Source organism: Streptomyces sp. NPDC006393, assembly GCF_040628575.1.
GTDB lineage: Bacteria > Actinomycetota > Actinomycetes > Streptomycetales > Streptomycetaceae > Streptomyces.
Map to the genome: position 1 here is coordinate 30,015 of NZ_JBEXZD010000072.1, position 12,327 is coordinate 42,341.

General features: G+C 70.3%; 8 protein-coding genes and 1 pseudogene. 6 read left to right on the forward strand and 3 right to left on the reverse strand.

The features are described 5' to 3' along the window. Nucleotides 1-74 precede the first annotated feature (74 nt). Nucleotides 75-1,688 carry an MFS transporter gene (locus ABZ484_RS25865; RefSeq protein ID WP_358868310.1) on the forward strand — a complete coding sequence of 538 codons (1,614 nt, stop codon included), beginning with the start codon at nucleotides 75-77 and terminating at the stop codon, nucleotides 1,686-1,688. A gap of 289 nt (nucleotides 1,689-1,977) precedes the next feature. Beyond that, the gene (locus tag ABZ484_RS25870; RefSeq protein ID WP_358868311.1) at nucleotides 1,978-2,289 is read left to right on the forward strand and encodes a small hydrophobic protein; all 312 of its coding nucleotides are present in this window, start codon (nucleotides 1,978-1,980) and stop codon (nucleotides 2,287-2,289) included. Nucleotides 2,290-2,358: 69 nt separating this feature from the next. Here the strand turns inward: ABZ484_RS25870 and ABZ484_RS25875 are convergent. Next, nucleotides 2,359-3,072: pseudogene (locus tag ABZ484_RS25875) on the reverse strand (potassium channel family protein); the annotation flags it as partial. A 163-nt stretch (nucleotides 3,073-3,235) separates the two neighbouring features. Here ABZ484_RS25875 and ABZ484_RS25880 point away from each other — a divergent pair. Next, nucleotides 3,236-6,223, forward strand: coding sequence for a serine protease (locus ABZ484_RS25880; protein WP_358868312.1), 2,988 nt, complete (start codon nucleotides 3,236-3,238; stop codon nucleotides 6,221-6,223). Nucleotides 6,224-6,272: 49 nt separating this feature from the next. Further along, on the forward strand, nucleotides 6,273-6,806 hold the full coding sequence (locus ABZ484_RS25885; RefSeq protein WP_358868313.1) for an NUDIX hydrolase: 534 nt from the start codon (nucleotides 6,273-6,275) through the stop codon (nucleotides 6,804-6,806). Here ABZ484_RS25885 and ABZ484_RS25890 read toward each other — a convergent pair. Continuing rightward, complete coding sequence (locus ABZ484_RS25890; RefSeq protein ID WP_358868314.1) at nucleotides 6,792-7,994, reverse strand: hypothetical protein; 1,203 nt, start codon at nucleotides 7,992-7,994, stop codon at nucleotides 6,792-6,794. The two genes, ABZ484_RS25885 and ABZ484_RS25890, sit on opposite strands and share 15 nt — an antisense overlap. 108 nt (nucleotides 7,995-8,102) lie before the next feature. Between ABZ484_RS25890 and ABZ484_RS25895 the strand changes: the two genes are divergently transcribed. Then, nucleotides 8,103-8,516, forward strand: a complete 414-nt coding sequence (locus ABZ484_RS25895; protein ID WP_358868315.1) for a CU044_2847 family protein — start codon at nucleotides 8,103-8,105, stop codon at nucleotides 8,514-8,516. Between the two features lie 53 nt (nucleotides 8,517-8,569). Here the strand turns inward: ABZ484_RS25895 and aceE are convergent, their stop codons facing one another. After that, nucleotides 8,570-11,326 carry a pyruvate dehydrogenase (acetyl-transferring), homodimeric type gene (gene aceE / locus ABZ484_RS25900; protein WP_358868316.1) on the reverse strand — a complete coding sequence of 919 codons (2,757 nt, stop codon included), beginning with the start codon at nucleotides 11,324-11,326 and terminating at the stop codon, nucleotides 8,570-8,572. Between the two features lie 412 nt (nucleotides 11,327-11,738). Between aceE and ABZ484_RS25905 the strand changes: the two genes are divergently transcribed. Then, a complete protein-coding gene (locus ABZ484_RS25905; RefSeq protein ID WP_030169728.1) occupies nucleotides 11,739-12,176 on the forward strand; it encodes a DUF3052 domain-containing protein in 438 nt (145 codons plus the stop codon). The last annotated feature ends 151 nt before the right edge of the window (nucleotides 12,177-12,327 follow it).

The following is a 12,327-nucleotide window of genomic DNA, read 5'->3' on the forward strand; positions in this document are numbered from 1 at the left end:
GGGGTGCGACATGTCAGTTACCGACTTGTGAATCCGTTTGTCTTTTGTCAGTGGCTGACATTAGCCTCGAATGTATGACTAGTCAGACCATCGAATCGACAGGGCCGGGGGACAAGGCGTCAGCCCCGTCGGACCCCGCGCCGCCACAGGGTCTGCGGGGGCACCCGTGGTTCACCCTGATCACCGTCGCCGTGGGCGTCATGATGGTGGCCCTCGACGGCACCATCGTGGCCATCGCCAACCCGGCCATCCAGAAGGACCTGCACGCCAGCTTCGCCGATGTGCAATGGATCACCAACGGCTACTTCCTGGCTCTCGCGGTCTGCCTGATCACCGCGGGCAAGCTCGGTGACCGCTTCGGGCACCGGCAGACCTTCCTGATCGGCGTGACCGGCTTCGCCGCCGCGTCCGGGGCCATCGGCCTGTCGAACAGCATCGCGATGGTCGTGACCTTCCGCGTCTTCCAGGGCCTGTTCGGCGCGCTGCTGATGCCGGCCGCGCTGGGGCTGCTGCGGGCCACCTTCCCGGCCGAGAAGCTCAACATGGCCATCGGCATCTGGGGCATGGTCATCGGCGCCTCCACCGCCGGCGGACCGATCCTCGGCGGCGTCCTCGTCGAGCACGTCAACTGGCAGTCGGTGTTCTTCATCAACGTGCCCGTCGGCGCCCTGGCCCTGATCCTCGGGCTGATCATCCTGCTCGACCACCGCGCCGAGAACGCGCCGCGCTCCTTCGACATCCCCGGCATCGTGCTGCTCTCCGGGGCGATGTTCTGCCTGGTCTGGGCCCTGATCAAGGCGCCGAGCTGGGGCTGGGGCGACGGCCGGACGTGGACGTTCATCGCCGCGTCCGTGCTCGGCTTCGCCCTCTTCGCCTTCTGGGAGACGAAGGTGAAGGAGCCGCTGATCCCGCTCGGGATGTTCCGCTCCGTCGCGCTGTCCGCGGGCGTCGTCCTGATGGTCCTGATGGCCATCGCGTTCATGGGCGGCCTGTTCTTCGTCACCTTCTACCTCCAGAACGTCCACGGGATGAGCCCGATCGACGCCGGTCTGCACCTGCTGCCGCTCACCGGCATGATGATCGTCGGCTCGCCGCTCGCGGGCGCGCTGATCACCAAGCTCGGCCCGCGGATCCCGCTGGCCGGCGGCATGCTCGCCACCGCCGTCGCCATGTACGGCATGTCCACCCTGGAGACGGACACCGGCAGCGCCACGATGTCGCTCTGGTTCGCCCTGCTCGGCCTCGGCCTGGCCCCGGTCATGGTCGGCGCGACCGAGGTCATCGTCGGCAACGCGCCGATGGAGCTGTCCGGCGTGGCCGGCGGTCTCCAGCAGGCCGCCATGCAGATCGGCGGCAGCCTCGGCACGGCCGTGCTGGGCGCCGTGATGGCCTCCAAGGTCGACAACGACCTGGCGGGCAACTGGAAGGACGCGGGTCTCCCGCCGCTCACGGCCGCCCAGGCGGACCAGGCCTCCGAGGCCGTCCAGGTCGGCGTGGCACCGGTGCCGAAGGGTGTGCCGGAGGCGGTCGCCGCGAAGATCACCTCCGTCGCGCACGACACGTTCATCTCCGGCATGAGCCTGGCCTCTCTCGTCGCCGCCGGTGTCGCGGCCGTGGCCGTCCTGGTCGCGCTGCTCACCAAGCGCGGGCAGAACGCGGAGGCGGGCGCGGGCGTCGGCCACATCTGACGCACCCGGCCGGCGGACTTCCGGTTCCGCCGGCCCGGGTTCGCCCATCAGGGTGACGCTGCCCGGGACGGCTCGCCCCCGGAGCGCGCGGCAGGTCACAGTGGGTCACGTCCTGCGCAGGGGACGGAGGACGACCGTCTGCGGCGCGCTGCTGGAGGGGGGCAGCGCGCAGGCAGCGGACGCGGTCCGGTCATCCGTCATGGGGTGCGAGGCATGAGCTCCGGAACCGGGGTACCCGCATACATGAACCCCGACAGAACCCCAACCAGACGCGGGGTTCGAGGAGTTGATGATGACGGGCTTCGGACACGGAACGCGCGCACACCCCCGTTCACGTGGTCGGACGTGGTCACGGAACGGGCCGGACAGCGCGACGCTCGGGATCATCGGAGCCGTCTGCGCGATCGCCGGATTCTTCGTGCTGGGCATCGTCCTCGGCCCGGTGGCGGTCGTCTGCGGCTGGCTGGCGATGGGCCGCAGCTGGGCGGGCGCCGACCGCTCGGTCCCGGCCCTGGTCGCCCTCGTACTGGGCGCCATCGACACGCTCGTCGCCGTCATCTCGCTGGCGGGAGCGGCCACTTGGGGCAACGGCATGTTCTGATCCCGGTTCTGATTCCGGGCGGACGCGAGCGGGGCCTCCGGCCGAGGGCCGGGGGCCCTCCTCCGTGTTCAGGGCCCGCACCTCGGCCCGGAGCCTGCGCACCTCCTCGGCCAGTTCCTCGATGGCCTGCGTCTGCCGGCGTTCGACGACGTCGTCGCGCTCGAAGCGGGCGATGAACCAGGCCGCGATGTTCGCGGTCACCACACCCAGCAGGGCGATCCCGGCCAGCATCAGGCCGACGGCCAGCATCCGTCCCAGGCCGGTGGTCGGCGCGTGATCGCCGTAGCCGACGGTCGTCATCGTCGTGAACGACCACCACACCGCGTCACCCAGCGTCTTGATGTTCCCGTTCGGCGAGTCCCGCTCCACCGACAGCACCGCCAGGGACCCGAACATCAGCAGTCCCACCACGGCCCCGGCGACGTACGTCGTCAGCCGGATCTGCTCGGCCATCCGCGCCCGCCGCCCCACCAGCATGAGCGTGGACACCAGCCGCAGCAGCCGCAGCGGCTGGAGGATCGGCAGCACCACCGCGCACAGGTCCAGCCAGTGCCCGCGGACGAACTCCCCGCGCCGCCGGGCGAGCCCGAGCCGCATCAGGTAGTCGGCGGCGAACGCGCCCCAGACCACCCACTCCACCACGGTGCAGGCCAGCGTCACCGGCCGGCTCGCGGAGCTGTGCACGATCGGCACGGCGTAGGCCGCGGCGAACGCCAGCGCGAGCACCAGCAGGGGCCGCTGCGTACGCCGTTCCCAACGGGCCTGTGCCGACAGATCGTCCATGCCCGCATCGTAGGTCCGGCGGGCGAGCCTGGCTCGGGCGTCGGTTCGGCGTCGGCGGCGCGCGATACTGGCCCCTCGCGGGACATCCGTTCGTCGGTGTGAGGGGGCGGCGTTGGAGGGGTCTGAACGACTGGGCGTGGGCACTCTGCAAGCACTGCAGACCATGACAGAACGGCATGTGGTCCGGATCCTGGCGGCCTCGAACTTCCGGGGCACCGGCTTTCTCGTCTCCCCTGACACCGTCCTCACCTGTGCCCACGTGGTCTCCGGATGCGAAGGGGTACCACTGTCGGTCGAGGCCGAGGGCTCGAGTCTGGCCGCCGAGGTGGTCCGCATGGAGCCGCGGGTCGGCGGCGCGGGCATCATCCACGAGTATCCGGATCTTGCGGAGTTACGACTGTCCGAGCCCGCCGCGGGGCTCGCGGGCGTATGGCTCGACGAGGCGGCGCCGGCCCAGTCCGAGCCGGTGTCCGTGCACGGTTTCAGCGGGCACACCCTGGACCCCGGGGTACAGCCCGACACGCTCGATCTGCGGGTGGCCGGACGCAGCGGCCGGTTCGTGCGGCTCCAGGGCGATCAGGTGGTGAGGGGCTTCAGCGGCGGACCGGTTCTGAACCTCCGTACCGGGCGGGTGTGCGGCATTCTCAAGGCCTCCCGGAACGAGAAGGACGTTTCCGGAGGATGGCTGATCCCCGTCGCTGCCGTCGAGTCGTGCTCACCGGGACTGGTGCAACGCAACGCGTGGGCCCACGGTCCCGGCACGGAGTGGTTCGACACCGCCCGTGGCCGCCAGGGGTTCCAGGACACGCTCTTCGCCGAGGGCCGCGGCAGCGGTGGCCAACGCACGACACCCGCGCAGATGCTGGCTCGGGGAGCGATGCCCTTCGTGCCGCGTCCCGAGCTGGCCGAGCTGCACACATGGTGCCAGGAACCGGCCGACCAGCTGTTGCGCCTGTTGCACGCGCCGGGCGGATCGGGCAAGACCCGCCTGGCGGCCGAGCTGTGCGGACAGCTCCGGCAGTCCGGCTGGATCGCCGGATTCGCCGAACCGGAGCCCTTCAAGGACTCCGTGGGACGCAGCCGCTGGCTGGAAGAACTGAGCTCCGCGCTGGCAGCGGGCTTTCCCACCCTGGTGGTCTTCGACTACGCCCAGGCACGGCAGGACGATGTCTGCGCACTGCTGAGTCATGTCCACCGCCGCCGACGCAACGGTATGACCCTGCGGGTCCTGCTGCTGGCCCGGTCCGAGGACCCGCTGTGGCCGGCTCTGCGCGAGGCGCTGGAGGACCTGGAGGTGGAGGACTGGGCCCTGGCCGGGGCGAGCTCCCGGCGCCTGCCGAGCACGATCGAAGCGGCGGATCCCGAAACGCTGGCTGAGCAGGCATTCTCCGAATTCGCCCGGCAACTGGACTGTTCATGGCTTCCGGTGCCGCAGTCGCTGGGCCGGCGGGCGCGTCGGCAGGACTCGCTGCTGGGTGTGCTGGCGAGCGCACTCGACGCTGTACTCAGCCTGAAACAGGGGGAGACGTGGGACGAGGGGGATGATCCGCTGGTACGCATCTGCCGGCACGAAACCAGGGCGTGGCACGCTTTCGTGGAGGACCAGCTCGGCGAGAGCCCGGCCCTGAACGGCCGCGTCGGCCCTGTGGTGACACAGGCGCTGCTGCTGGTGCCCACCCTGGCCCGCGGCCTCGTCCCGGACCGGTTGACGGCGCTGCTCGCCCGCACGCACGAGGCCGCCTTCCCCGGACGGCCGAGCCTCGACATGTCTGCCGTGCACGCTTGTCTCAGGGCGCTCTATCCCGCGCCCGGTGGCGCGGTGGCCCCTCTTGAGCCGGACCGCGTCGGTGAGATTCTGGTGCGCCGGGTGCTACGGGAGACCGACCGCTGGGGGAGGAGCGGCGAGGCGTACCTCGCGGCCGTCCTGGACGTCGCCGATGCGCCCGATGCGAGCGCGGACGAGCGGGTCGGCGCGGTGTTGCCGACACTCGACGCGCTGGCACGGGCGCGTGGCTGCACCGCGGTGGGTCGGGTCGTCGACCACCCGGCGCACGCGATCCTGGACCGCTCGCTGCGGCTGGCCGTGCGCACACGACCGCGTCTGCTGGTGCCCGCGCTGATCATCACGGGCAGCCGGATGCCGCACGCGGACCCGCTCGCCGAGGTGATGCGTCCGGCGCTGGAGAGCTGCGACACCGAGCTGCTGCGGCAGGCCGAGCAGTTCCTGCCCAGCCATCCTTCCGGACTGTCCGGGATCGCCGCCCTCGTCCTCGGACGCCTGCTCCGTCCGGCGGAGGAGGGTGACGGCGACGAGGAGGGGCTGCTCCGACTGCGTCGCCTGGTGCGGTTCAGCCTGCGCCTCGACGAAACGGGCCATCGCGGAGACGCGATCAAGGCGGCCGACCGGGCGGTGGTGCTCAGCCGTGAGCTCCTCAGGCGTTCCGAGCGACACGCACCGGAACACGCCACGGCACTGCACAACCTGGCGGCGTTGCAGCACCGCGCGGGACGGACCTCCACCGCCCTCGGCCTGAGCATCGAGGCACTGACCCTGTACCGGCAGCTTCTGGACGCACCGGGGGCCCATCGCAGGCGCCGACTGCTCGACACCGCCGCGGTGCTGAGCACGCTCGCCCTGCTCCGGCTTTTCGACGGCCAGGTCAACGGAGCCGCAGGCGACGCCTCGGAGGGCGTGATCCGGTGCGAGCAGGCCGGCGCGGGGCCGCGGCAGGAGGACATCCTGTTGTCCTGCCTGGAGATCCTCGCCGAGTGCCGCCACCGTACGGGTCTGACCACCGAGGCCCTGGCCACCGGGGCCCAAGCGGTACGCCTGGCGCGAGACCTGGCCGAGCGGCGGCCCGGACAGCATCTGGCGCGGCTGCCAGGCACGTTGCAGCGTCAGGGCCTGGGGCTGATCAGGGCCGGGCGGCTGCACGAGGCCTACGTCGTCCTGCGTGAGGCGGTCCAGCTCCGGGCCGCCCTGCCGCTGCACCTTCCTGCGCATCGGCAGGATCAGCGCGTGGCCCTGCGCGTCCTCCTCCAGTTGGAGGAGGAGATGGACGGGTCCACCCAGGAGAGACCATCCTGGCGGCTGATGCTGTCCGGCCTGGACGGTCACGACGCGCTGCAGGAGAGCCATGCCGACGAATGATCCCGGAACCGCGCCGACAGATCCGCTCCCCATCCGGAGGAACAGGGAGGTGCGGGTGTTCCACAACCGCTACGGCTCCTTGTACAACGACGAGGTCGTGTCGCCCAGCGGCGCGGAAGGAAGGTATCTGCGCTGGCGATGGTCGCAGGCCGGGGTCGTGGTGGTGCCGACCGGTCCGCGGGGCTGGGCGCTGGTGCCCACGTTCCGCTACCCGCTGGGCCGTATCTCCCTGGAGTTCCCCCGGGGCGGATGCGAACCGGGTGAGGCGCTGCACGACGCGGCGGCACGGGAACTGAAGGAGGAGACCGGCTTCGACTGCCGCCCCTCTTTGCTGCGCCCCCTGGGCATCCTGCACGCGGAGACCGGGCTGATCGAGTCCGGAGTCCACGTCTTCACCGCGGAGGTGACCGATGGGGGCGGCGTGGCGCGGCCCGAGGCGATGGAATCGGTGACCGATCCGGTCTGGCTGTCGCGTGACCAGGCGCTGGCATCGCTGTGCGGGGGACGCATCACCTGCGGGGTCACGCTGGCCGCGTTCGCCCTCGTGCTCGCCGACGGAGCCACCGCCTCACCCCAGGGATGAGCCCACGACGGCACGCTGCCGCAGCCGGTGCGGCTGCAATGCGGCGGCACTGATGTCGTCCGCGGCCGGAAGGCCGTGCTCCAGGAACCGGACATCAAGGTAAGCGGTGCCGTCGTCGTCCGGCTGGGGCACCTCCAGGCTCGCGCTCAGGGCCCCTGTCACCGCGTTCTGAGTGATGCCGAAGCGCATCAGGTTCTGTTCGCCCCGCAGGACGGCCCGGGCCCGTTCGTCCGTGGTCCTGTAGGCCCGCAGGAACGCCCTGTGCATCCAGGCGCCGAATTCGCTGACGGCCTCTTGGAGCAGGGCCTGGTCCGGCTCCCGCCCACTTCTCAGTACGGCCAGTTCGCGGACCAGGACGGCGCGGGAGGCCTGCTCGGTCGCCTCCAGCAGGACGCCCACCGGAAGTCTGCCCAGGAGGAAGGAGTCCAGCATGTCCGCCGGGAGGCCGACCGTCTGTGCGACGGTGCGGTGGCCGGCGGAGGCGGCGAGCCGCACCGTGCCCCTTGGGGCGGCAGTGCCGGCTCCCAGCACGGTGGGGAGCGCCTGCCGGTACGCCTCACCGGCGGCCCGGTCGACGGTGTCCAGCGCGAGGACCACCTCGGTGGACACACTGACCGAGGCTCGTCCGTAGTCCTCGGCCCAGTCCCGGATCGACTTGTAGAACAGGGGCTGTTGGGAGTCGGCCCACGAGCGGGCCTCCTCCAGCAGCCGGCGGGTGACGCCCTCGGCCCCGGCGAGCTCCTTGCCGAGCAGCCGCAGCACGCCCGACTTGAACGCCGCCGCGACGCCGTCGAGGTCGTAGGTCACCGGATGGCGTCGAATCCTGAGATCCATCGCTTCGGCGTACTCGGCGCTCGGGACGTTGTCGACACCACGAAGTTCCTGGGAGTCGCGAACCTCGCGCAGCGTGCGGTCGTCGCGTCGAGCGACACGGATGCGTCCGCTGTCCAGCAGGACCCCCAGGTCGCTGCGCACGGGGGAAGCCCCGGCCTCGTCACGCGACACCAGGGCGCGGAACAAGGGCGTGTTGAGGCACTGGGAGTCTCCGACCAGCAACTCGTCGCAGAAGAGGACGTGGAAAAGCACCCGGGCGCGCAAGTCCTCCGCGCTGGCGAACGGTGACTGAAGGTGGATCTCGACGTCCGAGAGGTACACCTTCGTCGCCGAGTCATGCCGTCCATCGCTCACACAGCGCCCCCTGCTCGTCCGGGAGGCGATCCTAGAGGGAGGATCGACACCTGTCAGGGCAGTCGTGCATTCTGCTCACCGGCGAGTGACGGTGTATCAGGAGGCGCGGTGTCCGACCTAGTTCAAGCGATCATGCCAGACGGGTCGTCCCTGTGGGTGCGGGCGGGCGACGAGGAGACGGGTCCCACGGACACGGGCTTCGGACCGTCCGTACCGCGGCGGCTGGAGGATCTCCCGCAAACCCTCGAGACGGTCACTCGCAGTGTGCGTGCAGGGCTGCGCAGCGCAGCGCCCGACGAGGTTTCGCTCGAATTCGGAATCGAGCTGGCCGCGAAGAGCGGCCATCTGGTGAGCGTCCTGACCGACCTCGGCGGCAAGGCAACGCTCAAGGTGAACGTGACCTGGCGCAAGGGCGAGGAGCCGCGGCCGGCGGTGACGCCTGTGCCCCGAACGGATGAAACGGACGACACGGACGACACGGACGGCACCGGTGTGGTGCCCGACGGAGACGCAGCCGCCTGAGCGCCGCCGCGGGGAGTGCACGGACCTGTGCCCTCCCCGCGGCGGCTCCAGCCCTACGCGTCGCCGCCCGCCGCCCCCGGGTGGGCCGCCGTGACGTCGAGGACCTGGTACCGGTCGATGGCCTGCTTGAGCACCGACCGGTCGACCTTGCCCTGGCGGGCCAGCTCCGTCAGCACGGCCACCACGATCGACTGGGCGTCGATGTGGAAGAACCGCCGGGCCGCCCCACGGGTGTCGGCGAAGCCGAAGCCGTCGGCGCCCAGCGACTGGTACGGACCCGGCACCCAGCGGGCGATCTGGTCCGGCACCGACCGCATCCAGTCGGACACGGCCACGAACGGGCCCTCGGCCCCGCTCAGCTTCCGCGTCACCCACGGCACCCGCTGCTCCTCCTCCGGGTGCAGCAGGTTGTGCTCCTCGCAGGCCACGGCCTCGCGGCGCAGCTCGTTCCAGGAGGTCGCCGACCAGACGTCCGCCTTGACGTTCCAGTCCTCGGCGAGGATCTTCTGCGCTTCCAGGGCCCACGGCACCGCCACGCCGGAGGCCATGACCTGCGCCGGGATCTCGCCCGCCGTGCCCGGGGCGATCCGGTGGACGCCCTTCAGGATGCCCTCGACGTCCACGTTCGCGGGCTCGGCAGGCTGCCGGATCGGCTCGTTGTAGACGGTCAGGTAGTAGAAGACGTCCTCGCCGTGCGGGTGCCCGGGGTTCTCGGCCTCCCCGCCGTACATCCGGCGCAGGCCGTCCTGCACGATGTGCGCGATCTCGTACGCGTACGCCGGGTCGTACGCCACGCACGCCGGGTTCGTGGAGGCCAGCAGCTGCGAGTGGCCGTCGGCGTGCTGCAACCCCTCACCGGTCAGGGTCGTACGTCCGGCGGTCGCGCCCAGGACGAAACCGCGTGCCAGCTGGTCGGCCATCTGCCAGAACTGATCGCCGGTGCGCTGGAAACCGAACATCGAGTAGAACACGTAGACCGGGATCAGCGGCTCGCCGTGAGTGGCGTAGGCCGAGCCCGCGGCGATCAGCGAGGCGGTGCAGCCCGCCTCGGAGATGCCGTCGTGCAGCATCTGCCCGGTGGGCGACTCCTTGTAGGCGAGCAGCAGATCGCGGTCCACCGATTCGTACTGCTGGCCGAGCGGGTTGTAGATCTTCGCGCTCGGGAAGAACGAGTCCATGCCGAACGTGCGGTACTCGTCCGGCGCGATCAGCACGAACCGCCGGCCGAGTTCCTTGTCCCGCATGATGTCCTTCAGCAGCCGCACGAACGCCATGGTGGTGGCGATGGCCTGCTGGCCGGAGCCCTTCTTCACGGACGCGTACGCCTTGTCGTCGGGCAGGGCGAGCGGCTTGGCGCGCACGATCCGGGTCGGGACGTAGCCGCCGCAGCCCTTGCGGCGGTCGTGCATGTACTGGATCTCGTCCGTGTCCCGGCCCGGGTGGTAGTACGGCGGCGGGCCGGACTCCAGCTCCTGGTCGGAGATCGGCAGGTGCAGCCGGTCCCGGAAGCGCTTGAGGTCGTCGACGGTGAGCTTCTTCATCTGGTGCGTGGCGTTGCGGCCCTCGAAGTTCGGGCCCAGCGTCCAGCCCTTGACCGTCTTGGCCAGGATCACCGTGGGCTGGCCCTTGTGCTCCAGGGCCGCCTTGTAGGCCGCGTAGATCTTCCGGTGGTCGTGACCGCCGCGGCCCAGGTGCAGGATCTGCTGGTCGGTCATGTTCTCGACCATCTTGCGCAGCCGGTGGTCGTCGCCGAAGAAGTGCTCGCGGATGTAGGCGCCGGACTCGGTGGCGTAGGTCTGGAAGGCGCCGTCCGGGGTGGTGTTCATCTTGTTGACCAGCACGCCGTCGCGGTCCTGGGCGAGCAGCGGGTCCCAGGTGCGGTCCCAGATCAGCTTGATCACGTTCCAGCCGGCGCCGCGGAAGACCGACTCCAGCTCCTGGATGATCTTGCCGTTGCCGCGCACCGGGCCGTCCAGGCGCTGGAGGTTGCAGTTGACCACGAAGGTCAGGTTGTCCAGGCCCTCACGGGCGGCGATGGACAGCTGGCCGAGCGACTCCGGCTCGTCCATCTCGCCGTCGCCCAGGAACGCCCACACGTGCGAGTCGGAGGTGTCCGCGATGCCGCGCGCGTGCATGTACCGGTTCATCCGGGCCTGGTAGATCGCGGCGATCGGGCCGAGGCCCATGGAGACCGTCGGGAACTCCCAGAAGTCCGGCATGGAGCGCGGGTGCGGATAGCTGGACAGGCCGTAGGGCGCCTTGGACTTCTCCTGGCGGAAGCCGTCCAGGTGCTGTTCGGTGAGCCGGTCCAGCAGGTACGCGCGCGCGTAGATGCCCGGCGAGGCGTGCCCCTGGAAGAAGACCTGGTCGCCGCCGCGGCCGTCGTCCTTGCCGCGGAAGAAGTGGTTGAAGCCGACGTCGTAGAGCGAGGCGGAGGAGGCGAAGGTGGCGATGTGGCCGCCGACGCCGATGCCGGGGCGCTGGGCGCGGGAGACCATCACCGCGGCGTTCCAGCGGGTCGCGTTGAGGATCTTGCGCTCGATCTCCTCGTTGCCCGGGAAGAACGGCTCGTTCTTGGTGGGGATGGTGTTGACGTAGTCGGTGCTGCGCATCTCCGGCACGGCCACGCGCCGCTCACGGGCGCGTTCGATCAGCCGGAGCATGAGGTAGCGGGCCCGCTCCCGGCCTCGCTCGTCGACGGCGGCGTCGAGCGAGTCGAGCCACTCCTGGGTCTCCTCGGGATCGAAGTCAGGAACCTGACTCGGAAGGCCGCCAATGATGATCGGGTTTCGATCGGATCCGGAAGCCACGCTGTTCCTTACCTGTCAGAGGGCTGACATATCTGGGGCGGTTCTGGGTTTTTTCGGTCTTTCCCTGGGTTTCAGTCGATTTGCCTGTCTGTGCCTGCACCGTTCCCCATCGTGTACCTGGCGTGAGCCACACGTCATCTCTACTGCTCGGTAACCGGAGGACTCCTGCTGGTTCTCCTGCCCACCGGGGGTTCCCAAACACGCAAAAGCGGGCAGAAGGGTGTGGTGTGAGTCACCGCTGATCGCGATACGGTGTCAGGAGTTGCGGCGACACAGCCGGGAACGTCACCGTTTCGGCGGTCCGGACCGCCGGGTACTTGCGCGATCCGGCCCGCCCGTGTGGACTACGGCCAATGCTTCGCGCACGCGCGTGGCTGAAGACCCATATCGCAACACCATCAGGAGGCAACCCGTGAGCGCGACCGCGGACCACGCGGAGGAGCGGACTAACCCGGCCGCCAGGCTGGGATTCCAGCCCGGGCAGGTGGTCCAGGAGATCGGCTTCGACGACGACGTCGACCAGGAGCTCCGCGAGTCCATCGAGGAAGCGATCGGCAGCGAGCTCGTCGACGAGGACTACGACGACGTGGCCGACGCCGTGGTGCTGTGGTTCCGCGACGAGGACGGCGACCTGACGGACACGCTGGTCGACACCCTGGGCTTCCTCGACGAGGGCGGGGTGATCCTGCTCCTGACGCCGAAGACCGGCCGGGACGGATACGTCGAGCCCAGCGACATCGGCGACGCCGCCACGACGGCGGGGCTGTCGCAGACCAAGAGCGTCAGCGTGGGCAAGGACTGGAACGGCACCAGGCTGCTGACGCCGAAGGCCGCGAAGTCCAAGAAGTAGCGGTCCGGCAAGGAGCGCCGGCCCGTCCGGGCCGCGGACCGTCGCCGCCGTACGGCGGCCGAGGACACGCCCGGCGGCGGCCTCACCATGGTCCTCAGCCTCCGTGCGGCCGACGCCGGCCCCGAGGCGCGCCCCCAGGGGACGTACCGCT